The organism is Micromonospora sp. DT47 (assembly GCF_049844475.1).
In the GTDB taxonomy this organism is placed as follows: domain Bacteria; phylum Actinomycetota; class Actinomycetes; order Mycobacteriales; family Micromonosporaceae; genus Micromonospora.
Genome location: NZ_JBNCLC010000008.1, coordinates 237,857 through 263,430 on the forward strand (window position 1 = coordinate 237,857; position 25,574 = coordinate 263,430).

The window sequence follows — 25,574 nt, forward strand, 5'->3', positions numbered from 1 at the left end:
AGTCCTCTCATCTTTCCCCGCATCGCACCGTGCGGCGGGGACGGAATTGGCACCTGCCCCGTCGGTCGCTCTGCGGTGAGCGCACGGGGTGGTTGCCGGGGCGTCGTCGGGCCGTATCCCTCAGCCCCTCTGGATGAGGTATGCAGTTGTGCCGCCGAGTCTACGACCGCACCCACGCGTCGCCACCCGGGTTCCCATGGAGTGAACCCCGGGTCGGCGAGGCGGGAATCAGCGGGTGAGGACGGCGACCGGGTCGGAGACGACGAGCGGGCCGGCGGCGCGGGGGCGGGGGCGGGCATCCTTCGGTGGCACCTTGGCCGCTTCGGGGTCGCCAAGGATGGGCGGCTGTTCCGCAGCGAGCGCGGCAAGGTGATGACCGGGTCGATACTCCCCGACCGGGTCGACGTACTCCCCGGTCTGGAAGATAAGAGGCGGTAGCCACAGGACAACAAGGATCACGTGCCCGGTTTGTCCGTAATTCAGCATGGCGAGCAACGGCCCTTGATCACGTTGCGTTTCTTGCGAATTAGAAGGACGCTAGCCCCATGACAGCCGCCGCCCGTGTCATGGATGAGCAGACGATCCTGCCCGATGCCGCCAACAACGCGGAAGTCGTGGACCTGCTGAGGGTCCTACGCGACCGCGGTCAGCGTGCACCCGAGGCGCGAGCACGCCTGGTTAGCGCAGATGGCACCAGCTCCAAGCCGCTGCCCGACGGTCTCCACGACATCTTGGTAAAGGCGCTTGAAGCCTTGGCCAACGGTTACGCCGTCACCATCGCCCCCCAGCACACGACACTCACCACACAGCAGGCCGCAGACGTGCTTGGAGTGTCAAGGCCAACCCTCACCAAGCTTCTGGACGAGGGAAGGATTCCGCATGAGCGACCCAACAGCCACCGTCGAATCAAGCTTGCCGACCTGCTGAAGTACCAGCAGGAGCGGCGACAGGAGCGGCGGCAGTTGCTCCAACGCATGACGGCGGAAAGCCTTGAGATGGGGCTCTATGACGTTCCAGGTCCCGACCTTGAGGAAGACGACAACAGAACGTGAAGCCAACGCTTCCGTCGGCGATCCTTGGCACCTAGGCTCGCTTGGTGCCGTTCTCCGCCCTGCTCGACGCGAACGTCCTGGTTCCGAATGCGCTCCGCGACACTCTTTTGCGGGTCGCGGAGGCGGACTTCTACCGTCCGCTTTGGAGCCAGGATGTCCTCGCAGAGACGCGACGGACGATCTTGCGACTACGCCCGGACATCGACCCGGGCCGGCTCGACCTGATGTTCGTGAGCGTTGATGAACTACTCGAATGCCTCCACAAGACTGGGGCCCGTAGGTTCGTCGAACACATTCAGGGCCACCTGGCAGCGGCAAGGCATCATCAACGGTCCCCACAAGTGCCGACGCCTCGCCTAGCCAAGCCGTAGGCGCCCGTTGGGCAAGGTACGTCCGGCCCCTAACCGGCTCATCACTTTAGGCGGGTCAGGCGACTACCTCATCATCGACAGAGGGCTCATACATCTCTGACCGTTGGCGTCGCTCCGGCTTCACGAGCCTCGTCGGCGATAGCGCCTGCGGCTGACGAGTCGACGATGACCTTGAGCATCAACTGGACATAGCTCACTTTGCCCTCATCGACGACGTTGGCGAGGTCCCGCAGCAGCAGCCGAACAGCCTCGCGTCTGGCATCGTCAGTCAGGCTGCTCATCAGGCTGAACGTCAGTTCCTGCTCACCTGCCTCCGGGCCCGTGCTGTCGGTGCCCGTGGCAGTGCCGGACGTACCGCCGCTGGTCGCTCCCGCGCCGCTGCCCGCGGTGCCTCCAATGCCCGCGGTGCCTCCGCCTGGAGATCGCCCCGGCCGTGGGCCAGCCCGCTCAGCCCGTCGACCCGGACAGGTCGACCTGGGCAACACCGACCGGATCGGGGTCAGCGCCTGGAAGAAGGACCCCCGAGCGGCCCGGCACCGAGCACGCCCGCGTCGACCGGGTCGGCGGCGCTGCTATGACGTCACGTCCTTGCGCGTAAATCGCCAGAAGGCCAGCCCCCAGAAGAGCGTCGCGTAGCTCACCGCCGAGATCGCGCCCCGCACCACGTCGTCGGTCTGCACCGGCGTGGACAGCAGCCCGAGCCAGGCCGTGCTGTAGTGCGTCGGCAGGAAGTCGCGCAGCGCGCCGAGGGCGGTGATCTGGTCCAGGATGCTGGAGAGGATCCAGAGCAGCACCGCGCCGCCGACCGCGCCGAGCGCGGCGTCCGTGGTCACCGACAGCAGGAACGCCAGGCCGGCCACCGCCAGCAGTACGACCGCCAGGTAGCCGAGCACCGCCAGCAACCTCAGCAGGCCCTCCCCCGGCGCCAGTTCGGCGGCGACCTGGCTGCGCAACGGGTGCCAGCCGTACCGGAGGGTGCCAGCGAGCAGGGCGGTGCCGGCGAGCAGCAGCAGCGCCAGCGCCGAATAGGCCAGCGCGACCAGCAGCTTCACCGTCAGCAGCCGGGCGCGGGGCACCGGGATCGACAGCAGGTAACGCAGGCTCCCCCAGCTCGCCTCGCTGGCCACCGTGTCCCCGCAGAACAGCGCCACCACCACGACCAGCAGGAAGGACGCCGACACGAAGATCGAGAACAGGGTGAAGTTCAACCCGCCCGAGGTGGCCAGGTCGACCAGGCTGGCGAACTCGTTCCGCCCGTTCTCGTCGTCGCCGTCGGAGTTGAACTGGAACGCGACCAGGATGATCAGCGGCAGCAGCACCATGAAGCCGAGCGCCAACTGGGTGCGCCGCCGCGACGCCTGCCGCTGGAACTCGGCGGCGAACGGCATGGTCGCCGAGGGCCGGTAACCCGGCGCCGCGCCCACCGACGACGTGTCGACAGAAGAGCCAGCCATCAGCGGTCCCCGCTTCCCCGAGAGTTCTCGCCCACCAGGGCGAGGAACGCGTCCTCCAGGCGGCGCCGCGGCACCACCCGGTCCACCCCGATCCCGGCCCGGACCAGCTCGGCCACCACCTCGCTGCGCGCGGTGCCGTTGGTGTCCACCACCAGGTGACCGTCGTCGTCGGGCAACACCCGGACCCCGTCGAGGCCGTCCAGCACCGTCCGGGCGGCCGCCGGGTCGGTCACCTCGAAGAGCACGCTCGGCGACTCGCCGACGATCTCCTCGACCGGCCCGGACGCCACGATCCGGCCCTTGTTCACCACCACCGCGTGGGTGCAGGTCTGCTCCACCTCGGCCAGCAGGTGGCTGGAGACCAGCACCGCCCGGCCGTCGGTGGCGTACCGCTGGAGCACCCGGCGCATCTCGGCGATCTGCGGCGGGTCGAGCCCGTCGGTCGGCTCGTCCAGCACCAGCAGCTCCGGCAGGCCGAGCATCGCCTGCGCGATGGCGAGCCGCTGCCGCATGCCGTGGCTGTAGTTCTTCGTCCGCCGGTGCACCGACGCGCCCAGGCCGGCGATCTCCAGCGCCTCGTCGAAGTGCGCGTCCGCCCACGGCCGCCCGGTGGCCCGCCAGTACGCCTTGAGGTTGTCCAGGCCGGACAGATGCGGCAGGAAGCCCGGCCCCTCGACCAACGCGCCGATCCGGGAGAGCACCGGCGAGCCCGGCACCAGCCGGTGCCCGAACACGTAGATCTCCCCGGCGGTGGGCTGGGTGAGCCCCATCAGCACCCGCAGCGTGGTGGTCTTGCCGGCGCCGTTCGGGCCGAGCAGGCCGACCACTTGACCGGGGTGCACGTCGAAGTCCACGTTGGAGACCGCGACGAAGCCGTCCGCGTACTCCTTGCGCAGCTGGCGGACGGCCAGCGGGGTGCCCGCGTACCCCGGATGCACGGAGCTGTCCTGGCGGCGGTGCCGGCGCCGGACCACGGCGACGACCACGACGAGCCCGACCGCGATGGCCGCGAGCAGCCCGACCAGCACCCAGCGCCAGACCGTGGCGGTGGTGGGGATCGGCTCGGCGCCGACCGTCGGCAGGCTGACCGGACCGTCGCCCGCGGCCACCGTGTAGACGGCCGGCTCGGCCGGCGTGGTGTACGCCTGGTCGGAGGTGGCGACCACGACCCGCAGCCGGTGCCCGGCCTCGATCCGCCGGACGATCGCCGGCAGGGTGACCGTCACCGGCCGCGCCGCGCCGATCTCCCTGGTCAGGCCGGTGAGCCGGACCGGGGCGACCAGGCCGTCCGGGAGCGTCGCGGCGCCGTTCGGGTCGACGTCGTAGAGCTTGACGAAGAGCACCGCCTCGCCGGTCGGCGACGCGGCCCGGATGGAGAAGGTCGGCGCGCCGACCACGTCCACCGCGTCGGACAGCGGCGCCGACTCGAACCGGGCGTGCTGGCCCGGTACGTCGCCGGCCACCCCGTCGAGCAGCGAACCTAGCGCGCCGGCGAACGGCACCGAGGAGATCGCCGCCGGGTTGCCGTTCGGCGGGTTCGCGACCGGCTGCGCGGGCCCGGTCACCGCGACCTCGCGCCGGGAGTCACCGGCCACGCCCGGGTAGTCGGTGGTCCGGTATCCGGTGGCCACCAGGCCACGGTCCAGGGCGTCGAAACCGGCGATCCGGGAGAAGGTGAAGCCGTCGCCGGGCGCCTCGCCCTCGCCCTTGACGTAGTGGTCGAGCCACTGCGCGGTCAGGAACTTCACCCGGTCGGAGTCGCTGGTGGGCCCCGCGCCGCCGTCGTGGCCGCCGGTGAACCAGGCGACCCGCACCGGGGTCCCGGCGGCGGCGATCCCGCGCGCGTTGGCATCCGCCTCGGTCAGCGGGAAGAGGGTGTCCGCCTCGCCCTGCACCAGCAGGGTGGGGGCCTTGATCCGGTCGAGGACGCCGGCCGGAGAGGAGCGCTGCAGCAGGTCCACCGCCGCCTGGTCGGCCCGGCCGGTGGTGGCGATCCGCAGGTATGCGGCGCAGACGTCGGCGGCGAACCGGCCGCAGGACGGGTCGGCGGCGCCACCCGGGGCGCGCCCGGGACCGGTGCCGGGGCCCGAGCCGGGCTGCGGGCTGGGCGGGCCGGCCGACGCCGGGGCGCCCTCGGGCTGACCGGCGGTGGCGCCGGAGAGCCCGGCCGGGCCGGAGCCGGCGGTGCCGCCACCGCCGAAGAAGATGCCGGCCCAGCCCTTCTTGAACACGCCATCGGTGGCCGGGCGGCCGGTGCTCTCCGGGAGGAAGGCGCGGGACAGGTCGTTCCAGGTGATCATCGGGACGATCGCGTCGACCCGCGGGTCCTGCGCGGCCAGCAGCAGGGCCAGGCCGCCGCCGTACGAGCCGCCGACCACGCCGACCCGGGGGTCGCCAGCGGCGTCGGTACGGATCTCTGGGCGGGCGGCGAGCCGGTCCAGCAGCCGTTGCGCGTCCCGGATCTCGTAGTCGGGGTTGTCCAGATGGATCTCGCCCCCGCTGCGGCCGAAGCCGCGCGCCGTCCAGGTGAGCACGGCGTAGCCGCGGGCCACCAGGTCCTCGGCGTCGGCGCGGACCGAGTCCTTGGTACCGCCGAAGCCGTGTGCCAGCAGCACGGCGGGCACCTTGCGGTCGGCCGAGGCGTCCTCAGGCAGCCAGAGCGTGGTGTCCAGCTCCACCGGCTGGTCCCCGGCCGGCCCGGAGCGGACGGTGACCATGGCCGGCTCGGTCCGGTGGCCGGGCCGGTCCGGCCGGGCCGCCCAGACCGCGGCGGCGGCCACCAGCACGACGACCACCGACGCGACCACGACCCGGCGCCGGCTGGCCAGGACGCGCTTCACCCACGCGGCCGACAGCGGTGATCTCATGCGGGTCACGGTACGGCGCAGTTCCTGAGGGTTGGCTGAGATCCTCCGTACGTCCGTCCGGTTGGTCCGATCGGTGCACCGAACCGGTCGACCGCGCTCCGTCCAGACCAAAGCCGTCGGGATGACTTCGGATCACGTGAATTCCGACCCTCGTCCGAAATCACCTCCGATCCGATCATCACGTCGCACCGCGCGCCACGTTGCGTGGTTGCAGATCAACGGCACGTGACATCGCTCCGAGTGACGCGAAAATGACTGGCCAAACGCGACCTTGCCCGCACACCGGTCGGTTAGTTTCCGGTCCGGTGCACGGGACTCCATCGGCGACCCCCGACACCGACAATCCCCCGCCGTCGCCGGAGGAGACAAACCATGACAGTCCCCGCGCAGCGGGTCCGTCGACGGCCCTCCGCGCCGGGCCACGTGCTGCCCCTGCTGCTCGTCGCGGCACTGCTGGCACCGGTGGTGTTGCTCTTCACCCAGACCCACCGGCTCACCGACGAGGACCGGGACCTGGCGGTCCGCGAACGGCTCGGGGTGGAGTACCTGCGCGCCCTCGGCCCGGTGACCGAGGCACTGGTGGACGCCCAGTCCGCCGCCGTGGCCGGCCGCCCCGGCTCGCGCGAGACGCTGGACCGGGCGGTGGAGACCGCCGCCGGGGTGGACGCCCGGATCGGTGACGAGCTGCGCAGCCACGAGCGGTGGGCCGGGCTGCGCGCCAAGCTGGAGTCGCTGCCGGACCGGGCGCTGACCGACCCGGAGGCCGCGTTCGCCGCGTACGGGGAGGTCACCGACCTGCTGCTGGCCCTGCACCGCAAGGTACGGGAAAGCTCCGGGCTGATCCGTGACCCCGACCCCGACTCGTTCTTCCTTCAGGACGGCATCGGCAGGGACCTGCCGACCGCCATGGTGGCCGCCGGGCGGCTCGCCGACCTGACCTCGCTCGCCCCGCGCCGACCGGCCGCCGAGCGCCCCCGGACCGAGGCGCAACTGGCCGAGCTGCGGGTCTCCGCGCTCGGCGCGGCCACCGGCCTCGGCGCCGACCTGCTCGCGGCGGTGGACAGCACCGAGAGCACCGACCTCGGCACCAACGTGCTCACCCCGCTGGACACCTACCAGCGTTCCGTCGAGGCGCTGGCCGCGCTCTCCGCGCCGACCGGCCGCGCCGGGCAGACCGAGCCCGGGCAGGTCGCCGCCGCCCGGCTCAACGCCCAGGCCGCGGCCAAGCAGCTCCAGCCGGTCATCCTCGGCGAGCTCGACGTGCTGCTCAAGGAGCGGGTCGATTCCTACGACCGGGACCGCTGGTTGGCCATCGGCGCCGCCGCGGTCGCGGTGCTGCTGGTGCTGGTGCTGGCCGGGGTGCTGATCGCCGCCTTCCGGCGGGCGTACCGGCGGGCCGCCGAGGAGCGGCGCGCGCGGCGCGAGGACTCCGGCGCGCTGCCCGAGCCGAGCGGCTGGCAGCCGCCGGTCGAACGCGCCATCCCGGCCGACGACCGTCGGCTGCTCCAGCCCGTCGGGCCGGCCCAGGACGGATCCGAACGCTGGGGGCCGTTCGATGCTGCTCGGTAGGCTCCGGATCCGGGGCAAGCTGGCCCTGCTGGTGATCATCCCGCTGCTCAGCATGGTCGGGCTGGCCGTGCCGGTGGTGCTCGACCGGATCGCCGCCGCCCGGCAGGCCGGCGACATCGCCGACACCGTACGGCTCGCCAGCCGGATCGGCACCCTGGTCCAGGACCTCCAGCAGGAGCGCATCCTCTCGGTGGGCCTGCTGCTCGGCCGGGTGGAACGCAGCGAGCTGATCCAGAAGTCGGCCACCGTGGACGACCGGGTCGCCGACCTCCGCGCCGAGCTGGGCGGCGAGCTCCCGGCCCAGGTCTCCGCCGCGCTCGACGGGGTACGGAGGCTGGCCGACCTGCGCACCCTGGTGCTCGCCGGGGCGGCCACCCCGATCCAGATCATGGACGTCTACGGCCCGGTCGACATGGCGCTGATCGACTCGCTCCGGCTGAGCTTCCAGGTGGACACCGGCACCTCCGCCGGCCGGCAGGTGCTCGCGCTGGACGCCCTGCTGCGCACCGACGAGGGGCTGGGCGCCTGCGCCACCCTGATCGTGCTGGTCAAGGCGACCAAGGATCCGAAGGCGATCGCCGGCTACATCGCCTGCATGGCCGCCCTCCAGGTGGACAACCTGCGGTTCCGCAGCCTGATCACGGCCGAGCAGTACACCCTCGCGCAGCTCGACGACGCGGCGGTCGCCGCCCGGACCAGCCCGACGTTCCAGACCGACAGTGTCCGCGACCCGGTCGCCGCGATCGCCAACGTCCCACTGGACGCGCTCTTCCCGTCCGTCCGCTCGATGATCACCCTCGGCCAGTTCGTGGAGAAGAAGATCGTCGCGGACGTCATCGCCGAGACCCGGGACGACCAGCGGAAGGCGCTGACCGAGGCCTGGCTGGTGGGCGGGGGGGCCATCCTGATCCTGCTGACCGTGGTGCTGCTCAGCGTGGCGGTGGCCCGTACGGTGGCCCGGCCGCTGACCCGACTCACCCGCTCCGCCGACCGGGTCGCCCGGGTCGCCGAGGCCGAGCTGGTCCGGGTCGCCGACGACGAGACCGAGGCCGGCCCACCGGTACGCCTCGACCCGGTCGACGTCCGGGCCCGCGACGAGATCGGCGACCTGGCCCGGGCCTTCGAGCGGGTGCAGAGCACCGCGGCCCGGCTGGTCGAACGGCAGGTGGCCGGCCGGCGCAACGTGGCGCAGATGTTCGGCCACGTCGGCCGGCGTACCCAGAACCTGGTCGGCCGGCAGATCGCGCTGATCGACCGGCTGGAGCGGCAGGAGACCGACCCCGACCGACTGGAGCACCTGTACCGGCTCGACCACATCTCCAGCCGGCTGCGCCGCAACGCGGGCAGCCTGGTGGTCCTCTCCGGCTCGGCCGGCAGCGACGGGCACGTCGCCCCGGTGCCGCTGGCCGACGTGGTACGGCTGGCGCTCGGTGAGATCGAGGACTACACCCGGGTGGACGTGCAGGTCCCCCAGGGCGTGTCGGCGGCGCCCGCCACCGTCGGTGACCTGGTGCTGGCGCTGGCCGAGTTGATGGAGAACGCCACCGTCTTCTCCCCGCCGCACACCCGGGTGGTGGTGGCCGGCGAGCTGACCGCGACCGGCGCCCGACTGTCCGTGGTGGACCGGGGCATCGGCATGACCGAGGATCGGCTGGCCGACGAGAACGCCCGGCTGACCCGCCGGGAGCGGCTCGACCTCGCCCCGACGGAGGTGCTCGGGCTCTTCGTGGTCGGCCGGCTGGCCCGCCGGCACGGCTGGATCGTGGACCTGGCCCCGACCGCCGGGGGCGGGGTGACCGCCCGGCTGGAGGTGCCGCACGCGCTGCTGGTGGTCCGGCGGGCCGACCGGGCCGGCGCCACGGTGGCGTGGGCGACCGTACCGGCCCGGGACCGCCGCTCGGCGGCGGTCGAGGCGGCCCGGGCGGGGCGAGCGCTGACCGCGGTCCCCGCCGCGCCGCAGGGCGGGGCGCACCGGGACGACGCGCCGGCCGCCGGCTTCGACCCGGCGCTGCTGAGCCGGGCCACCCGGACCATGGAGTCCGGGGAGTCGTGGGACGCCTTCGGCGCGGGCACCGGGCAGGCGGCCGCGCCGGCCGGGGCCACCGCGTTCCTGGAGATCGACCCGCCGCCCCCGGACGCCGCCCCCGGCCGGGACGAGCTGACCACCCCGGCCGGGCTGCCGAGGCGGCGGCGCACCGACGAGCAGCCGGGCGACGCTGCCCCGCCGGTCGGGCCGGTCGCCGGCCCACCGCCGGTCGCCCCGGCGCCGCCCGTCCCCCTCGCCGGGTCGACCGTCGCACCGCCCGCCCCGGCGCCCGTGCTTCCGCTCGGGCCGGCACCGGTCGCCGCGCCGGCGACGTCGGTCGGGCCGGCACCGGTCGGTCCCCCCGGCCCGGCCGCCTGGCCGCCGGTCACCGCCGCCGCGCCGACCGGCGCGCCGGCGATCCGGCAGCGGGTGCCGGGCGCGAGCCTGCCGCAGCCCGACCCGCCGACCGGACCGGTGGACGCCACCGGCGCCGACCCGGAGGCCGCGCGGGCGCTGGTCGATCAGTTCCAGTCCGGGGTACGCCGCGCCGAGCAGAGCCGGCCCGGCGGCCGGACGGTCGACCTCGGCGCCACTCCGGACCGGCCGCGGTTGAGCCGGCGGGTCCCCGGCGCGAACCTGACCGTCGCCCCGCCGCGGCCAGTCACCACCAGCCAGCACCCCGGCGACCCGGCCCAGGTCCGCAACCTCATCACCGAATTCGAGGCGGGCGTCGCCCGTGCTCTGCGCGAAGTCAGTCCAGACCACCGCCACGACGAAGAGGGATCATCACGGTGACCAGCCCCTTCCTGCACGACAACGTCGACCACCCGACCCACGCCGGTCCCGAGCTCAGCCCGGAGGCCCGCACCTTCAACTGGCTGCTGGACTCGTTCACCTCCAGCACGGCCGGCGTCATGGAGGCGATCGCCGTCTCGTCGGACGGGCTGCTGATGGCCATGTCAGCGATCAAGGACCGGTCCAACGCGGAACGCCTCGCCGCCGTCGTCTCCGGCATGACCAGCCTGGCCGGCGGTGCGGCGAGCTGGTACGCCCTCGGCGGCCTGAACCGGGTGATCGTCGACATGGCCGACGGATACCTGCTGATCAGCGCGATCAGCAGCGGCTCGGTTCTCGGCGTGGTCGCCGACCGGTCGGCCAACCTCGGCACGGTGGCGTACGAGATGACCCTCTTCGCCGGCCGGGCCGGTGGTGCGCTGAGCCCGAGACTGATCGCCGAGCTGAAGAACGCCGTGCAGCAATGACTCCGGAGGTCGCCGGCGAGGAACCGGAGCCGGAACCCCTGGTCCGGATCCGCCCCTACCTGCGGACGCCGTCCGGCGACGGTCCGCCGGCGACGACCCCGGCACCGGCGGTCGACCTCGAACCGGAGGCCGGCCGGCCGGCCGGTCCGCGCCCGTTCGTGCTCACCGCCGGCCGGGTCGCGGGCGCGGACCCGGCGATCGGGCTGGAGACCCAGGTGACCGCCCGGCCGGGGGGTAGGGCGGCCGCCGCGCCGTCCCGGCTCGCCCCCGAGCTGCAGGCGATCGTCGCGCTCTGCGGCGAGCCGATCTCGGTCGCGGAGATCTCCGCCCGGATGCGGATGCACTTGGGCGTGACCCGGGTCCTGGTGGGTGACCTGCGGGCCGTCGGCGACCTCGACGTGCACGTCGGCGCCGTCGGGGACGCCCATGACCCCGACATCATCCTGCGAGTGATTGATGGACTCCGTGCGATCTCCTGAATGGCCGGTCGCCCCGCTCGGCGGGCTCACCGCGAACAGCGCCTCCGCCCGTTATGGCCACCCGGTGGGCGGGCCCGCCGCACCCCCGCCGTCGTACCGGCCGCCGACGGCGCAGGCCGCTCCGGTGCCGGAGGCCCGGCCCGCGCCGCCGATCCCGGTGAAGGTCCTCATCGCGGGTGGCTTCGGCGTCGGCAAGACCACCACGGTCGGCGCGATCTCCGAGATCGCCCCGCTGATCACCGAGGCCGAGATGACCAGCGCGGGCATCGGCGTGGACGACCCGGGGATACAAAGCACGAAGACCACCACCACGGTGGCGATGGACTTCGGCTGCGTCACCATCGACCGCAGGCTGAAGCTCTACCTGTTCGGCACGCCCGGGCAGTCCCGCTTCGGGTTCATGTGGGACGACCTGGCCCGGGGGGCGCTCGGCGCGCTGGTGGTGGTGAACAGCGCCCGGCTCGACGACTGCTACCCCGCGATCGACTTCTTCGAGCGGGCCGGCCTGCCGTTCGTGGTCGGGGTGAACGCCTTCGACGGCCGGCTGGCGCACGACCTCGGCGCGATCCGCTGGGGGCTGGCGATCGACGACCACGTTCCGCTGGTGCAGTTCGACGCCCGCGACCGGCTCTCGGTACGGGACGCCCTGCTGGTCGTCCTGGACCGGGCCCTGGACCGGGCCACCCGGGAGACGGGTGCGTGAGCGACCCGTTTTCATCGAAGAGGGGGGTGGTGGCGGAGCACCCCGGGCCGGCCGTCGTCGTACGGGTGGAGCACCAGGGCCGGACGTACCCGCTGCGGATCGACTGGGCCGACGCGGGCGCGACGGTCGTCCCGGACAACCCGACCACGCCCCCGGCGGCCGGGCTGGCGGAGATGATCCGGCGTGATCCCTCGCTGGAGGACGGCCGGTGACGGTGGCGCGGACGGTCGGGCGGGCCACCGTGCCGCCGCCAGCTAATGTCGGGCGATGGCCGAACCGGAGCTGACCCTGACCGCGAGCCTGCGGCCGGCCGCGCTGGACGCCCGACGGGGCATCGTACGGCTGCACCCGGAGGTGCTCACCGCGCTCGCGCTGCGCCCCGGCGACCCGGTCCGGCTCTCCGGTCGGCGGGTGACCGCCGGGATCGTCGCGACCGCCGGGCCGGGCGCGAGCACCGCCCTGCTCTACGCCGACGACCTGGTGCTGGGCAACCTCGGCCTGCGCGACGGCGGCCAGGTGACGGTCAGCCCGGCGCCGGTGACCGCGGCCCGCCGGGTGACGCTGCGCGGCCCGGTGCCGGTCGTCGCCGCGGTGTCACCGGAGATGCTCCGGCTCGCGCTGCTCGGCAAGGTGGTCACCACCGGCGACGACGTCTCCCTGCTGCCCCAGGACGTGCTCCCCGACGCCTCGGTGCGCAGCCTGGTCGAGGCGGCCCGGCGCCGGCTGGCCGACACCGTCGGGTACGCCTGGACGAGCACCCTGCTCACCGTCGTCGACGCCGATCCGGACGCGGGCGCGCTGGTCACCATGGACACCGTGGTCGGCTGGGAGCACGGGACGGCCACCCACGGCTCCCCCGGGCCGGTCCGGGGCCGGCTGAACGGGACCGCCGACCCGACGCGGGCCGGCAACGGCGGTGACCCGGCGCGCGGCGGGCCGGCCGGCGACCGGGGCGCGACCGGCGCGGGCCGGGGGCCCGGACCGCGCGCCGACGGGGACTCCGACGCCGTGCGGGCCGATCCGGCGGTGGCCGACGAGCCGCCGCACGTGGACGAGCTGCCCGGGCTGCGGGCCCAGGCCGAGGAGCTGACCGAGCTGCTCGACCTCGGCTTCCACCACCGGGAGGTGCTCGGCCGGCTGGGCACCACCGTCTCGCTCGGCGTACTGCTCAGCGGGCCGGCCGGCTCCGGCAAGTCGGCCCTGGTCCGGGCGGTCGCGGCCACGGTGCGGGCCCGGGTCCGCCCGCTCTGGGCGCCGGAGCTGGCCGCGCTGGCGAACGACGCGGCGGCCCGCCGTCTCCGGGAGGCCGCCGCCGACGTCCGGGCGGGCGGGCCGGCGGTGCTGCTGGTCACCGACGTGGAGGCGCTCGCGCCGGCCGAGGAGCAGGGGCCGTTGGCCACCGTGTTCCGCCAGGTGCTCGCCGAGACCGTCCGGTCCGGGGCGGCGGTGGTCTGCACCACCTCCCGCCCGGAGGCGGTCGACCCGGCGCTGCGCGCCCCGGACCTGCTCTCCCTGCGGATCACCGTCCCGCTGCCCGACCCGGCGCTGCGCCGGGAGCAGCTGACCGTGCTGACCCGGCAGGTGCCGCTGGCCGAGGACGTCCGGCTGGACGAGGTGGCCGGTCGTACCCCCGGCTTCGTCGCCGCTGACCTGGCCGCGCTGGTCCGCGAGGCCGGGGTGCGGGCGGCCCTGCGGCAGAAGTCGGCGGAGACGCCGACGGTGGCGATGGCCGACTTCAACGCGGCGTTGGAGGTGGTCCGGCCGACCACCATGGCCGCGTCCACGTTGGAGCTGGCCTCGGTCACCCTGGACGACGTCGGCGACCTGGTCGAGGTGAAGCAGACCCTCACCGAGTCGGTGCTCTGGCCGCTGACCTACCCGGACACCTTCGCCCGGCTCGGCGTGCAGCCGCCCCGGGGCGTGCTGCTCTACGGGCCGCCCGGCTGCGGCAAGACGTACCTGGTGACCGCGCTGGCCGGGTCCGGGCGGGCGAACGTGCTCTCGGTCAAGGGCGCGGAGCTGCTCTCCAAGTGGGTCGGGGAGAGCGAACGCGCGGTCCGCGAGCTGTTCCGCCGGGCCCGCGAGGCCGCACCCACGCTGGTCTTCCTCGACGAGGTGGACGCGCTGGCCCCGGTCCGCGGCCAGGCCACCGACGGGGGTACGACGGACCGAGTGGTCGCCGCGCTGCTCACCGAGCTGGACGGGGTGGAGGCGCTACGCAACGTCGTGGTGGTCGGGGCGACCAACCGGCCGGACCTGGTCGATCCGGCGCTGCTGCGGTCCGGCCGGCTGGAACGGCTGGTCTACGTGCCGCCGCCGGACGGCCCGGCCCGGGCGGAGATCCTGCGCGCCGCGTCCCGGACCGTGCCGCTCGCCGACGACGTGGACCTGGCGGCGCTCGGCGAGGAGCTGACCGGTTTCTCCGCCGCAGACTGCGCGGCGCTGGTCCGGGAGTCGGCGCTGGCCGCGATGCGCGAGTCGCTGACCGCGTCCACGATCACCGCCACCCACGTGGCCACCGCCCGCCGCCGGGTCCGCCCCTCCCTGGACCCGGCGCAGGTGGCCTGGCTCGCCGCCTACGCCGAGCAACACACCGGCTGACCACTGGCGGCCACCGTTGATCATGAAGTTGACGGCAGTAACGGAGATCGACATCGCCGCCAACTCCATGATCGACGCGGAAGGGCGGGGGCTCAGCCGATCAGTCGGTGGGCAGCAGTGGGCCGAGGGGGCCGAGGTCGAGGTTGAGGTCCTCGGGGGTCAGGCCGAAGTACTCGCGGAGCTGGGTCATCTGCTCCTCCAGCGCCATCAGCGTGGCGCCGACCCGTTCGACCTGCTCCTCGGTCAGGTCGCCGAGGTCGACCCGGCGCAGCGCCTGCCGTTCCATCAGCTGCCGCAGCAGCTCGATGACGGTGAGCACGAGGCTGGCCAGTCCCCGCTCGACGGAGTCCCGGTCGACCGCGAGGCGCCGGTCCAGCGGCTGCACCCGGGGCGCCTGCCAGGGCGTCGTGTCGCCGAGCGCGGCGGCCAGCTCGGCCGCCTCGTCCCGCTGCTCCGGGCGCGGCTGGTCGGGCCTGGTCATCCCGCCTCCTCCGGCAGGGCGCCCGGCAGCGCCGCACCGCCGGGCGGCGCCGCGTCGGGCGCCACCGCGGTGGATCCGCGCAGTTCGGGCGGGACCAGGGCGCCGACCGAGGCGACCACCGCGCGCAGCGAGATACGGACCAGGTCGATGTCGGCGATCGCCAGGGTGATGTCCCCGGTGATCACCACGCCGGCGCCGAGCACCCGGTCGAGCAGGTCGACCAGGGCCACCGGGCGGTAGGCCAACGGGTCGTCGGCGCTGCTCGGGGCGAGCGCGGTGGTCACCATGCCGGCTCCCGGACGGTGTGCGCGGGCTCCTCCGGACCGTCCGCCACGAAGGAGTACGCCGGCCAGGGGCCGGTCAGCTCCAGCCGGATCTCCGGGTGCCGGTCGGCCAGCTCCCATACCAGCGCGGCGAAGCCGTCGACGGCGCCGACGTCCACCAGGTACGCCCCGTTGAGCACCATCGCGGTCGGCGCGCCGGAGAGCCGGCGGTCCTGCGGGCTGTGCCGGCGGCCGGCCGCGGCGTACCCGGTGAGGGCCGCGTGCACGGCGGCCGCCGCCTCGGCGGCGATCCGCTGCCCCTCGTCCCGGGCGGTGAGCTGGGCCCGACGCCGCCGCAGGTACGCCGCACCCGCCCCGCTCGCGTCGGCGGGCGCCTCGGTGCGGGGCAGGGCGCCCGGCACCACGTACCCCTTGACGCCCCACTCGCCGCGGCCGGTGAGCCGGTCCAGCGCGCCGGTCAGCTCGGCCCGCCGCTCGGCGAGCATGGCGGCGACCCGGGTGTCGTCGTGGTGCACGGTGGCCAGCCGGGCCGGCACCACCGCACCGGACCGGCTGAGCGCGTCCACCACCGCGTGGTGCGCCCGCGCGGCCCGCTCCAACCAGGCCAGGTCCTCCAGGTTGCGGCGCAGCGCCTCCTCGCCGTACTCGGTCAGCGGTGCGGCGCTGACCACTGCGACCAGGCCGGCGGACCGGACGGCCCGGACCGGCCCGCCGTCCATGCCGGGGACCGCGGCCAGGGCGGCCGGGTCCGCGTCGCGGACCACACCGTGCAGCCAGGCGCCGACCGTGACCGCCGGATCAACTGTCGTGTTCATTTCACTCCTCCCGTCCGGCGGCCCGCCGGGCCACCCGGGGGCGGCGTTCCGCCTCGACCTGCTCCGGGTCACGCGGCCCCGGCTCCACCGGCGGGCGGGCCCTCGAGCTGAGCCACGGATCGTGCTCCCACCAGTCGATGCCGATCTGCCGGGCGGTGTCGACCGAGGCGATGACCAGCCGCAGCTTCAAGGTGAGCAGCTCGATGTCGAGCAGGCTGACCCGGATGTCGCCGGCGATCACGATGCCCCGGTCGAGCACCCGCTCGAGGATGTCGCCGAGGTTGGCCGGCTCGTGCCCGGCACCCATCACCTGGCCGGTGTTCTGGACGACCGGCTGTTGCCGGGCGGTGGTCATCTCAGTCCCCCTTCCCGCGCTGGTAGCGCCGCGCCCGCCGGTAACCGAGCAGGCCACCCTCCAGGTCGAGCTCGACCTCGTAGAGGCCGAGCAGGTCCGTCGAGGCGGGGATGCGGTGGTCCTCCACCACCTCCACCCCGACCAGCCAGCCGGTGTCGGTCGGCTGGATCGAGGTGATGCCGAGCGGATCCTTGCCGGTCAGGCCGACGATCTGGCGCAGCCCTTCGCGGGCCGCCTCGGCGGCCGACACCGGCTCGTAGTCCTCGTCGTCATACTGGTCGTCGTGCCGGTCCTCCGGCTCCTGCCGGCGCGCGCGGTCGCCGTCGCCCCGGATGCGTCCTGGTGCCATCCCGCTCACCACCCTCGCCGTCGTTCGGGGTCGTCCCGCCGGTCCACCCGCCGTGGTTGAGCGGCCGTCCGCCGCCGGGCGGCGGGCCGCCGGGCCGGCGTAGCGCCGGAACCGCTGCCAGCCGGGGCGCCGCCCGTGCCGGTCAGCCGGTCGAGGACCTGCTGCTGCCCCCGGTCCCGTTCCTGTGGGGTGATGTCGCCGGCGGCCGCGGCCTGGTCCAGCTCTTCCAGCTCGCGCCGGATGTTGGCCGGGTTGTACTGCCGCGCCTCCGCCTCCCGGGCGATCACCCTGACGACCGCGGTCAGGCCGCGCACCGGGGCGTACGGCAGGGTCAGCAGCGAAAAGAGGATGTCCATCCGTCACTCCGCCAGCTGGTGCGCGCTGACGAAGTCGTACGGGGCCATCGGGCCGAGCAGCCGCATCCGGATCAGGCCCCGACGCTGCTCGGCGAACTCCTCCAGCACCCGGACGAACTCCTCCTCGTCGTCCGCGGCGACCAGGAAGGCGACGTTCATCGCGTCCAGTTCGCTGCTCGGCTGGCGCGGCGCGTGCGCCACCGCGTACGGAGTGAGCGTGTCGATCAGCGCCCGGTTCTCCGCCTCCCGCCGCAGCTCCACCCCCTGGCTGATCATCTCGCCGAGCCGGATCCGCTGTTCCCGGCTCTCCACCTCCGGCCGACCGCGCACCTGGTCGGCGAGTGCGGCGGCGGAGCTGTTCTCGGCGAGGAAGTCGCTGATCATTTCCTCCTCGTCGAAGCGACCGTGCACGGTGTACTGCAGCCGGTCCTCGAACTCGTCGAGGGCGGCGGCGAACCGGTCGTGGTGGGCCTCCAGCACGTCCTCGACCGCGTCCGGCCCGGTCACCACCGTGCCGAACCGGACCGGCAGCACCGGCGCGACGGCCGCCGTCCCGTCCAGCAGCGTCTGGTACGCGCTCAGGTCGGCCGGGCGGCCCATCGGCTCCTCCAACCCGACCTCGCTGACCAGCGCGGCCAGGTCGCCGTGCCGGACCACGGTCACCTCGCCCGGCGGCTCGCCGACCCCTTCCGCGTCCGGGGTCGGCTCCACGTCGGACGGCACGATGCCGTAGATGAACAGCCCGACCTCGCCGGCGGGCTGAGCCTGCTCGTCCGTCATCTTCACCGCTCCTCGTCCCGGCGTCGGCGTGGCCGCTCCCGCTCGCGCTCCCGGTCGGAGCCGCGGTCGCTCAGCGAGTCCGCCACTGCGCCGCTGATCTCCTGGGCCGCCTTGCCGAGGCCGGAGATGGCCTTGCCCTTGGTCGCCGCCCCGGCCGCGTCCCCCACCAGGTCGGGCAGCCCCTTCTGGTCCTTCGGGACGATGCTCAGCCGGTCGACCGCCTCGGCGAACCGCAGGTACGTGTCGACGCTGGCGATCACGATCCGGGCGTTGATCTCCAACAGCTGGATGCCGACCACGGCGACCGACACCTGGGCGTCGATGACGACGCCCTTGTCGAGCACCGTCTCCACGACGTCGGCGAGGGTGCCCCCGGCACCGCCTCCGCCGCCGCGCTCCAGCGCGTTACCGGGCTGCCCGTCGGTCGCAGCGACCGTCATTCCCCACGCTCCTCACGTCGACGCCGGACCACAGGCCGGCGGGGTGCCTCCGGGGCACGGCGGGCGGCCGGGCGGGGACGCTGCGGCTCCTCGCGCGACTCTCGCTCCGGGCGCGGCTCCCGCTCCGCGCGGGGCTGCGGACGGCGGGCCCGCTCCGGCTGGCGCCGGCGCGGCGGAGGCTGCTCCTCCTCGGGCTCCTCCTCGTACCCCTCGTCGTAGTCCTCGCCCTCGTCGTACGCCTCGTACTCCTCTTCCTCCGGGGGACGGCGGCGCTCCGGCGGCCGACGGCGGCCGCGCTCGGCGGGCCGGCGCCGCTCCTCCTCCGGCCGCTCCTCCTCCGGCTGTTCTTCCCGCTCCTCCTCAGGCTCCTCCGCCCGGCCCTGCTCCTCGCGAGCCTCCTGCTCCTCGCGGAGCGCGGTCTCGTGGTCCTTGACCACCTGGGAGTCCTCGATCTCGCCGCGCCAGCCCTCGACGGAGTCCGGGTCCAGCACGGTGGTGGTCATCACGTGCCGGACGAAGTGCTTCAGCTCCAGCCGGACCCGGCGGCCCTGGGCGCGCCAGAGGTTGCCGGTGTGCTCGAAGAGGCCCTGCGGGTGGTACTCGAGGACGACCAGGATGCGGGTCAGGTCCGGGGTCAGCTCGTGGAAGCTGACCGTGCCGTCGACCGAGCCCTTCTCGCCCTTGGACCGCCAGTGGATGAGCTTGTCCGGGATCTGCCGGACGATGGTCGACTCCCAGCTCCGGTGCGACCAGAAGACCTGCGCCTTCCAGGTCATCTTCTCCTCGGACTCGTTGTCGGCCTGCTCGACCTTCTTCATGAAGCTCGGGAAGTCGCCGAACTGGGTCCACTGGTCGTACGCGACCCGGACCGGCACGCCGACCTCGAGCGTCTCGACGATGTTGGTGACCTTGAGCTTCTTCTTGCCCTTGCCACCCTTGCCGCCGCCACCGCCGAACGCCGACATCAACTTCTCCTTACCGCCGGCCAGGCCGGCATGGAACATGGCCTTCATCGGGGAGTGGCCCTCGGCGAGCTTCTGCGCGCCGGTGGCGGCCGCGATCAGGCCGGGTCCGCCACCGGACCTCGCGTACTCGCTGAGTCGGCCGGTGGCGCCGGTGAGCCGTTCGGTGACCACCGTGACGGCGCGTTCGCCGATCGCGGAGGCGAGGTCCCTCAGGTCGGCGCCGATCTGCTCCTTCGCCCGGTCGGCCAGGCCACCGGTGGGGTTCTGGACCATGGTCACCGCCTCCGTCGGGCCGGCGCCGGCCGCTTGTCACGGTCGTCGTCGCGGTGCTGCTCGTCGCCCGGGGCGGGCTGGTCGTCCAGCTCCTGCTCCTCGTCCGGGGCGGACGCCTCGTCGGAGCGGTCCCGCTCGTCGCCACCGGCGCCGGACCGGCGCCGCAGACTGTCCGCGCTGCCGCGGAGCTTGCCGCTCAGCGCGTCGATGCCGCTGCCGGCGGCCGCGGTCGCGGCGGCCTTGCCGGCGGAGGCGAGCGGACTGCCGAGCTTGCTGAGGTTGGCCAGCTGCGGGGAGGAGCTGAGCAGGTCACCGCCGCGCTTGAGCAGCTGGCTCGGGTCCCGGCTGGCCCGTCCGGCGGCGACCGCGGCGGCGAGGGTGAGGGCGGTACGCAGCTTCTTGCGCCGCCCGAGTATGTATCCGAGACCGACCGCGAGGCCGATCCGCATTCCACTCTTCATCAGTTCTCCTTCACTCCCCGGGTGGTCGGACGACCCGATCCACCGGAGGCCGGAAAACAACTACCGGGGAATGGCGCACGGCGGGCCTGCGATCGGGTGTCCCGTATTGGCGGACCCGGCCGGCAGTACCCGGGAGTCACCCGACAAAACATTTCCGCGCTATTCCCCAGCCACCTCACAGCGGCAATGGGGAGACCATTCTCAGCAGCCGACGAAGGCGGCAAAAGAGACAGGCGGGCAGCTATGAGCAGGACGAATGCGAGAGTGTGTCAGACGGCAAGGAATCGGCGCGATGCGACTCAGAATGCCGGCGGAGTGGCGTCAAGGCAGATCTCCGCGTGCACCTTATCGCCATCTTCGAGCAATTTGGCGCCGCATTTCTTCAACACCTGCACAGCGCCGGCATTGTCCCGCGTGGTGTCCGCGACGACGGCGCGCATGCCGGCCGCCGCGGCGGCGTTGAGCAACTCCCGCAGCGCGGCCGCGCCCAGCCCCTGACCCCGGGCCGACGCGCCGAGCCACATCCCGGTCTCCGCCACCCCGGGCTCGTCGCACCGGCTCATCCGGATCATGCCGACCACCTCGCCGCCGGAGAGGATGGCGTACATCCGGGTGCGGGTGGGACCGTCCAGGCCGGCGAAGCTGGCCCGGTGGAACTCCCGGAACGCCTCCCGCCGGGCGAGCGACCAACCGGCCGGCGCCTCGACCGGGGGCATCACGTCACCCGGCTCCGCCTCCGCGGCCGCTACAGAGAGCAACGACTCCAGGTTCCGCTCGTCCACCGGCTCCAGCCGTACCGCACCCGCCACGTGCCGCAGTCTGCCGGCCCCACCGGCCCTAGTCCACCCCTTTGGGCGTCGACTGGCGGTCTGGTCGGACGTCTCGACCGGTCGTCCCATAGGAGTGTTCCACGTCACGCTCCGCTGTCGGCCGCCGGTTCAGGGACGCGACGGGAACTCGCAGAGCACCACCGAGGCGTCGTCGGCGCGCTTGTGCCGGCGCAGCCGGTCCGGGTGGTCGCGTTCGGCGGCGCGGACCCGGTCGATCAGCGCGCCCGGCCCCTCGACGGCAACCAGGTCGAGCAGGCCGCCCCAGTCGAGGAGCCCGAACTGCTCGACGGCGCAGGAGGCGCCGTCGGAGAGCAGCGCCGCCCGGCGGACGCCGTCGGGCCCGCGCAGCGGCCGGGTGCCGGTCACCGCGTGGTACGCGGCGTCCGGGTCGGCCGCAGCCACCCAGTAGCCGTGGGTCCGGTTCATCCGCTCGCGCTGCAGCCGCACCGCCTGCCGGAACCGGGTGACCGGGTGGACCTCCCCCGCCGGCACGCTCGCCGCGATCCGCCGCAGGTCGGCCATCGCCATGTCCAGCCGGTCGTCCGACACCACCTCGACCCGTCCACCCAGGTCGAGCACCAGCGGGCTGTCGCAGAGCACCAGGTAGTCGACCTCGTCGGCGCCCTCGCGCAGCAGGCAGACCGTGGCGGACGGGGTGCCCGGATGATCCAGGTCGCAGCTGTCCCCGTGATCGGCGCGGACGCCGAGCAGCGCCGCCGCGAGGCTGCTCACCAGCGTCGCCGCCGGTCGCGCGGCGACCGCCAGACCGATCCGCGCGGCGAGGTGCCGGACGAACCAGGCCGGCCCGTGCACGCAACCGGTGTCGAACCCCTCGGGCACGGTCGCCCCGTCCAGCACCCCGACCAGCGGGCCGAACCGGAAGACCATGTCCTCGTTCTCCGGCCGCCCCGGCGCGGGCGCCGACGCCGACCGGACCCGCATCGTCCAGGCCTCACCGACGGTCCGCACCGTGTGTCCCACCGGGTGCCGCGCCTCCGGTCCCGTCATCCGCCCCACTCCCCTCTGCCCTCTGCGCACCGACCGGTCCGCCGGTCGGCTACCCGGCCGGGCCCGTGCCATTCCCGATCGCGCACCCGACCCCACTCCGCGATCGGGTGAACTCACCGGTACGCGACGGTGACCGACGGTAGTGTCAGGAGCCTCGGCTTCCCGTCACCCGACCGGCGCCCCGAGGCGGCCGGCTGCGGACGTACGAGAAGTGATCAGCGGCGCCGGTTGCGGGTCCGGGACGACCGCAGCCGGCGGAGCCGGCCGACCAGCAACGGCTCGGCGGCCAGCGCGGCGGGCCGGTCCAGCAGCGCGTTGAGCAGCTGGTAGTAGCGGGTTGCGGAGAGCCCGAAGGTGTCCCGGATGGCCTGTTCCTTGGCCCCGGCGTGCTTCCACCACTGCTGTTCGAAGGCGAGGATCCGCAGCTCCCGCTCGGTCAGCCCGTCCGCCCCGGAGGTGGCCGGCTCCGCGACCGGTCCGGCGGTCTCCGCCTCGGCCGCGACGGTCCCCGGCGCGGGCGCCGCCGGCGACGCGGCGGGCGGCGCGCTCTCCACCTCGGGCGCTGGCCGGGGCGGCGGGACGGTACGCCCGCCCGTCTCCGACCGGCCGGTGACCGCCGGTGACGGCTCGGACCGGTCGGCGGCGGCCGGGGCGGCGTCGGCGGGCGGCATGGCGCTCCTCAGCAGGACGGATGACCGGCGGGGCGGGGGCCGGCCGGGGGGACACCCAGCCTAACCAGCGGCGGCGAGGACCGCAGCGCGCGACGAGCGGGCCCGTGCGCCCGGTCACCGGGTCGGCACGGGCCCGCTCGCCCACCGGGGCCGTCCGAACCGGACGGCCCGGGGTTCAGGAGATGTCCCGTCGCCGCATCATCCAGAACGCGGCGGCCAGCACCAGCGCGGTGCCGAGCCCGAAGACCAGCGCCGAGTCCTGCCAGGTGATCAGCATCTCCTTCGGGTTACACTGGCCCTGGACGAACTCGCAGGACTTGTGGTCGAGGAGCGTCCACTGCTTCTGGAACCAGGCCAGCGCGTAGGTGGAGAGCACCCAGCGGTCACCGAACCGCACGCCGGCCATGGCGACCGCGATCCGGATGCCGATCTCGCTGACCACCCCGAGGCCGACGGCCACGCCGAGCGCCATCGCGGTGTGCCGGCCGAGGGAGGCCAGCGCGAACGCCACCGCGCCCACCGCGAGCACCAGCGCGAGGGCCCGGGCACCGCCGATCGCCGAGGACGCCCAGACCCCGTCGGTCACCTTCGCGGTGGTGCCCCGGTACGTGCCGATCAGCCAGAAGGCCAGCGTCCAGAGCGCCCCGAGCAGCACGGTCACCCCGAGCAGCGTGGTCAGCACGGCGGCCAGCTTGGTGCCGAGCACGGCCAGCCGTTTCGGCCGCCAGAGCAGCAGGTTCATCATTCCGCCGGTGCTCCATTCGGCGCCGACGAAGGAGGCGCCGACCAGGAACGCGAAGAGCGCGACCGCGCCGGCGAAGACGGCGATGAAGGTGCCGAACTCGTTCCGGAAGTCGAACTGGTACGGCAGCCGCCAGGCCGGGTCGAACATCTCCGGCTGCGGCTGCCACGACCGGGCGCAGTCCGGGCCGTACTTTTGCTCGACCTCCTCCCCGCGGGCCTTGGCCGCGTCGCACTCGGCGACGGACTTCTCCCAGTCCCGGACGGACTGCCGGAAGTCGGCGTCGGAGGCGGCCCGCGCCTCGGCGACCACCGCCGGGGAGAGCTGGTGGCTGGAGAAGGCGAAGGCGGTGGCGATGGCGCCCAGCCCGAGCACGAGCAGGACCAGCAGCACCCGGGTCAGCCGGCGCTTGAACAGCCGGCGCAGCTCGGTGACGTACAGGCTCATGCGCCCCAACCTCCCGCGGTGCCGCCGGTCGACCCCGGCTCACCGACCTTCGTGGACTGGTCGACCTGGCGGTGCTGACCGGGTACCGGCGCGGTCGCGGTCAGCTCGAGGAAGACGCTCTCCAGGTCGACCGCGACCGGGGTCAGCTCGCTGACGTACAGGTGCTGTTCGGCGAGGAGCCGGCTGACCGAGGCGGGCTTGTCGACGCCGGTGAGCATCAGGTGGTCGGGATGCCGGGTGACCGGTACGCCGGCCCGGCCGAGCAGGTCGGCGGCGGCGGCCAGGTCCTCCGCCGCCTCCAGCCGGAGGCGGACCGCGCCGTGCGAGTGCGCCGCGAGCACCTGGTCGACCGGGCCGAAGGCGACCCGGCGGCCCAGCGAGATGATGGTGACGGAGTCGCAGATCAGCTGGATCTCGCCGAGGATGTGGCTGGAGAGCACCACGGTCATCCCGGACTCGGCGAGGGCGCGCATCAGGGTGCGCATCTCCCGGATGCCGCCCGGGTCCAGGCCGTTGGCCGGCTCGTCCAGGATCAGCAGCTTCGGGTTCTTGAGCAGGGCCGAGGCGACCGCCAGCCGCTGCTTCATGCCGAGCGAGTACGTCCTGACCCGCTCGCCGGCCCGGTCGCGCAGGCCGACCAGCTCCAGCACCTCGTCGACCCGGGTGGCCGGGACCCGCCCCGCCCCGGCAAGCAGGGACAGGGTGTCCCGCGCGGAGAAGTGCGGGAAGAACTGGGGACTCTCCACGATGGCCCCGATCTGCCCGGCCACGCTGGGCAGCGCCTTCGGGACCTCGTGCCCGAGGATGGCCATCCGGCCGCCGTTGGGCCGGATCAGGCCGAGCAGGGTGCGCAGCGTGGTGGTCTTGCCCGAGCCGTTCGGGCCGAGGAAGCCGTGCACCTGCCCGGCCTCCACCCGCATGTCGAAGCCGTCCAGCGCGTTGCGGGTCCCCCGCCGGCGGCTCGTGTACGTCTTACGTAGACCTTCGATCTCCAGGACAGCCGACAAGCTGCGCCTCCCCCGATGGTGGCATGATGACGACGGTCACCATACTCGGTATACACCGGCGGACAATACCTGGTGTGCATCGGCGTTTCGGCTGATTTCAGGCCGACACGGAGGGTGACGCGCCGCCGGTCAGGCACAGATGACGTTGACCCCGGCGGCCCGGAACGCCTCGACCACCTCGGGCGACGCCCCGGAGTCGGTCACCAGGGTCTCCACCCGGTCCACCGAGCAGATCCGGGCGAAGGCGTGACCGCCCAGCTTGGACGAGTCCGCGATGATCACCACGCGCTTGGCCCGGGCCACCATCAGGTTGTTCATCGCCGCCTCGCCCTCGTGGTGGGCGGCCGCGCCGAGCTGCGGGTCGACCGCGTCCACGCCGAGCAGCGCGACGTCCAGGGTGACCTCGCGCAGCAGCGCCCCACCCAGCGGGCCGACCAGTTCGAACGACTTGGGCCGCACCACACCGCCGGCGACCACCACCTTCATCCGGGACCGGACCAGCAGTTCGTTGGCGATGTTCAGGGCGTTGGTGACCACGGTCAACTGGGCGCCCTCGGCGTTGGTGTTGAGGTCCGGCCGGACGGCGAGCGCCCGGGCCACCTCGGTGCTGGTGGTGCCGCCATTCAGGCCGACCACGGTGCCGGGCGAGACCAGCGCCGCGGCGGCCGCGCCGATCCGCTGCTTCTCGGCCGAGTGCTTGGCGGTCTTGTAGCGCAGCGGCAGGTCGTACGAGACGCCGTTGGCGACCGCGCCACCCCGGGTACGCGTGATCATCTGCTGCTGGGCGAGCTGGTCGAAGTCACGGCGGATGGTGGCCTGCGAGACGTTCAGCCGCTCGGCCGCCTCCTCGACGCTGACCCGCCCGCTGTCGGTCAGCATCTCGAGCAGAGCGTTCCATCTGGCGTACCGGTCCACCGGGGGGGCCT

The 25,574-nt window shown here is 73.8% G+C and carries 28 protein-coding genes and 1 riboswitch; of the genes, 8 read left to right on the plus strand and 20 right to left on the minus strand.

Annotation, left to right across the window (positions count from 1 at the left end; all coding sequences use genetic code 11):
- Positions 1–4: 4 nt before the first annotated feature.
- A riboswitch (SAM riboswitch) is annotated at positions 5–140 on the minus strand.
- An 88-nt stretch (positions 141–228) separates the two neighbouring features.
- On the minus strand, positions 229–495 hold the full coding sequence (locus tag ACLQ2U_RS15455) for a hypothetical protein (protein WP_425751317.1): 267 nt from the start codon (positions 493–495) through the stop codon (positions 229–231).
- Between the two features lie 50 nt (positions 496–545).
- Between ACLQ2U_RS15455 and ACLQ2U_RS15460 the strand changes: the two genes are divergently transcribed.
- On the plus strand, positions 546–1,052 hold the full coding sequence (locus ACLQ2U_RS15460; protein WP_425751318.1) for an excisionase family DNA-binding protein: 507 nt from the start codon (positions 546–548) through the stop codon (positions 1,050–1,052).
- 457 nt (positions 1,053–1,509) lie between these two features.
- Here ACLQ2U_RS15460 and ACLQ2U_RS15465 read toward each other — a convergent pair whose 3' ends face one another.
- From ACLQ2U_RS15465 to ACLQ2U_RS15475, 3 genes are all read right to left on the minus strand, one after another.
- A complete protein-coding gene (locus ACLQ2U_RS15465; protein ID WP_425751319.1) occupies positions 1,510–1,704 on the minus strand; it encodes a hypothetical protein in 195 nt (64 codons plus the stop codon).
- Positions 1,705–1,995: 291 nt separating this feature from the next.
- On the minus strand, positions 1,996–2,877 hold the full coding sequence (locus ACLQ2U_RS15470; protein ID WP_425751320.1) for an ABC transporter permease: 882 nt from the start codon (positions 2,875–2,877) through the stop codon (positions 1,996–1,998).
- Complete coding sequence (locus ACLQ2U_RS15475) at positions 2,877–5,744, minus strand: alpha/beta fold hydrolase (RefSeq protein ID WP_425751321.1); 2,868 nt, start codon at positions 5,742–5,744, stop codon at positions 2,877–2,879. The genes ACLQ2U_RS15470 and ACLQ2U_RS15475 overlap by 1 nt, the downstream gene beginning before the upstream one ends.
- Positions 5,745–6,116: 372 nt before the next feature.
- Here ACLQ2U_RS15475 and ACLQ2U_RS15480 point away from each other — a divergent pair, with 372 nt between their 5' ends.
- From ACLQ2U_RS15480 to ACLQ2U_RS15510, 7 genes are read left to right on the plus strand one after another with little or no spacing between them, the layout of a single operon-like run.
- Entirely contained in the window at positions 6,117–7,313 is a 1,197-nt protein-coding gene (locus ACLQ2U_RS15480; protein ID WP_425751322.1) for a hypothetical protein, read from the plus strand.
- A complete protein-coding gene (locus tag ACLQ2U_RS15485) occupies positions 7,300–10,134 on the plus strand; it encodes a sensor histidine kinase (protein WP_425751323.1) in 2,835 nt (944 codons plus the stop codon). Before ACLQ2U_RS15480 ends, ACLQ2U_RS15485 begins: the two co-directional genes overlap by 14 nt.
- The gene (locus ACLQ2U_RS15490; protein ID WP_425751324.1) at positions 10,131–10,601 is read left to right on the plus strand and encodes a roadblock/LC7 domain-containing protein; all 471 of its coding nucleotides are present in this window, start codon (positions 10,131–10,133) and stop codon (positions 10,599–10,601) included. Before ACLQ2U_RS15485 ends, ACLQ2U_RS15490 begins: the two co-directional genes overlap by 4 nt.
- Complete coding sequence (locus ACLQ2U_RS15495; protein WP_425751325.1) at positions 10,598–11,080, plus strand: DUF742 domain-containing protein; 483 nt, start codon at positions 10,598–10,600, stop codon at positions 11,078–11,080. The genes ACLQ2U_RS15490 and ACLQ2U_RS15495 overlap by 4 nt, the downstream gene beginning before the upstream one ends.
- Positions 11,058–11,783 (plus strand): GTP-binding protein, encoded by a 726-nt coding sequence (locus ACLQ2U_RS15500; RefSeq protein WP_425751326.1) that lies wholly within the window; start codon positions 11,058–11,060, stop codon positions 11,781–11,783. The genes ACLQ2U_RS15495 and ACLQ2U_RS15500 overlap by 23 nt, the downstream gene beginning before the upstream one ends.
- The gene (locus ACLQ2U_RS15505; RefSeq protein WP_425751327.1) at positions 11,780–11,995 is read left to right on the plus strand and encodes a hypothetical protein; all 216 of its coding nucleotides are present in this window, start codon (positions 11,780–11,782) and stop codon (positions 11,993–11,995) included. Before ACLQ2U_RS15500 ends, ACLQ2U_RS15505 begins: the two co-directional genes overlap by 4 nt.
- 55 nt (positions 11,996–12,050) lie before the next feature.
- Positions 12,051–14,384, plus strand: coding sequence for an AAA family ATPase (locus ACLQ2U_RS15510; RefSeq protein WP_425751328.1), 2,334 nt, complete (start codon positions 12,051–12,053; stop codon positions 14,382–14,384).
- 100 nt (positions 14,385–14,484) lie between these two features.
- Here ACLQ2U_RS15510 and ACLQ2U_RS15515 read toward each other — a convergent pair whose 3' ends face one another.
- The 16 genes from ACLQ2U_RS15515 to ACLQ2U_RS15590 all read right to left on the minus strand — a co-directional run bounded on the left by ACLQ2U_RS15515 (position 14,485) and on the right by ACLQ2U_RS15590 (position 25,563).
- Positions 14,485–14,865 carry a gas vesicle protein K gene (locus ACLQ2U_RS15515; RefSeq protein WP_425751329.1) on the minus strand — a complete coding sequence of 127 codons (381 nt, stop codon included), beginning with the start codon at positions 14,863–14,865 and terminating at the stop codon, positions 14,485–14,487.
- The gene (locus ACLQ2U_RS15520; protein ID WP_425751330.1) at positions 14,862–15,152 is read right to left on the minus strand and encodes a gas vesicle protein; all 291 of its coding nucleotides are present in this window, start codon (positions 15,150–15,152) and stop codon (positions 14,862–14,864) included. Before ACLQ2U_RS15520 ends, ACLQ2U_RS15515 begins: the two co-directional genes overlap by 4 nt.
- Positions 15,146–15,964 (minus strand): GvpL/GvpF family gas vesicle protein, encoded by an 819-nt coding sequence (locus ACLQ2U_RS15525; protein ID WP_425751331.1) that lies wholly within the window; start codon positions 15,962–15,964, stop codon positions 15,146–15,148. The genes ACLQ2U_RS15520 and ACLQ2U_RS15525 overlap by 7 nt, the downstream gene beginning before the upstream one ends.
- Position 15,965: 1 nt before the next feature.
- Positions 15,966–16,319: a gas vesicle protein GvpJ gene (gene gvpJ / locus ACLQ2U_RS15530; RefSeq protein WP_425751332.1), complete on the minus strand. Its 354-nt coding sequence runs from the start codon at positions 16,317–16,319 to the stop codon at positions 15,966–15,968.
- A 1-nt stretch (position 16,320) separates the two neighbouring features.
- Positions 16,321–16,668 (minus strand): gas vesicle protein, encoded by a 348-nt coding sequence (locus ACLQ2U_RS15535; RefSeq protein WP_425751333.1) that lies wholly within the window; start codon positions 16,666–16,668, stop codon positions 16,321–16,323.
- 5 nt (positions 16,669–16,673) lie between these two features.
- Positions 16,674–17,024 carry a gas vesicle protein GvpG gene (locus tag ACLQ2U_RS15540; protein WP_425751334.1) on the minus strand — a complete coding sequence of 117 codons (351 nt, stop codon included), beginning with the start codon at positions 17,022–17,024 and terminating at the stop codon, positions 16,674–16,676.
- Between the two features lie 3 nt (positions 17,025–17,027).
- Positions 17,028–17,804: a GvpL/GvpF family gas vesicle protein gene (locus ACLQ2U_RS15545; protein WP_425751335.1), complete on the minus strand. Its 777-nt coding sequence runs from the start codon at positions 17,802–17,804 to the stop codon at positions 17,028–17,030.
- A gap of 2 nt (positions 17,805–17,806) precedes the next feature.
- Positions 17,807–18,244 carry a gas vesicle protein GvpJ gene (gene gvpJ, locus ACLQ2U_RS15550; RefSeq protein ID WP_425751336.1) on the minus strand — a complete coding sequence of 146 codons (438 nt, stop codon included), beginning with the start codon at positions 18,242–18,244 and terminating at the stop codon, positions 17,807–17,809.
- Positions 18,241–19,482 carry an SRPBCC family protein gene (locus tag ACLQ2U_RS15555; protein WP_425751393.1) on the minus strand — a complete coding sequence of 414 codons (1,242 nt, stop codon included), beginning with the start codon at positions 19,480–19,482 and terminating at the stop codon, positions 18,241–18,243. The genes gvpJ (ACLQ2U_RS15550) and ACLQ2U_RS15555 overlap by 4 nt, the downstream gene beginning before the upstream one ends.
- Positions 19,483–19,484: 2 nt before the next feature.
- Positions 19,485–19,943, minus strand: coding sequence for a hypothetical protein (locus tag ACLQ2U_RS15560; RefSeq protein WP_425751337.1), 459 nt, complete (start codon positions 19,941–19,943; stop codon positions 19,485–19,487).
- A 299-nt stretch (positions 19,944–20,242) separates the two neighbouring features.
- Positions 20,243–20,752: a GNAT family N-acetyltransferase gene (locus ACLQ2U_RS15565; RefSeq protein WP_425751338.1), complete on the minus strand. Its 510-nt coding sequence runs from the start codon at positions 20,750–20,752 to the stop codon at positions 20,243–20,245.
- Between the two features lie 129 nt (positions 20,753–20,881).
- On the minus strand, positions 20,882–21,781 hold the full coding sequence (locus ACLQ2U_RS15570) for a hypothetical protein (RefSeq protein ID WP_425751339.1): 900 nt from the start codon (positions 21,779–21,781) through the stop codon (positions 20,882–20,884).
- Positions 21,782–21,996: 215 nt separating this feature from the next.
- Complete coding sequence (locus ACLQ2U_RS15575; RefSeq protein WP_425751340.1) at positions 21,997–22,452, minus strand: DUF3263 domain-containing protein; 456 nt, start codon at positions 22,450–22,452, stop codon at positions 21,997–21,999.
- A 175-nt stretch (positions 22,453–22,627) separates the two neighbouring features.
- Positions 22,628–23,641: an ABC transporter permease subunit gene (locus ACLQ2U_RS15580; RefSeq protein WP_425751341.1), complete on the minus strand. Its 1,014-nt coding sequence runs from the start codon at positions 23,639–23,641 to the stop codon at positions 22,628–22,630.
- Positions 23,638–24,648: an ATP-binding cassette domain-containing protein gene (locus tag ACLQ2U_RS15585; RefSeq protein WP_425751342.1), complete on the minus strand. Its 1,011-nt coding sequence runs from the start codon at positions 24,646–24,648 to the stop codon at positions 23,638–23,640. Before ACLQ2U_RS15585 ends, ACLQ2U_RS15580 begins: the two co-directional genes overlap by 4 nt.
- A 129-nt stretch (positions 24,649–24,777) precedes the next feature.
- A complete protein-coding gene (locus ACLQ2U_RS15590) occupies positions 24,778–25,563 on the minus strand; it encodes a DeoR/GlpR family DNA-binding transcription regulator (protein WP_425751343.1) in 786 nt (261 codons plus the stop codon).
- Positions 25,564–25,574 lie beyond the last annotated feature (11 nt).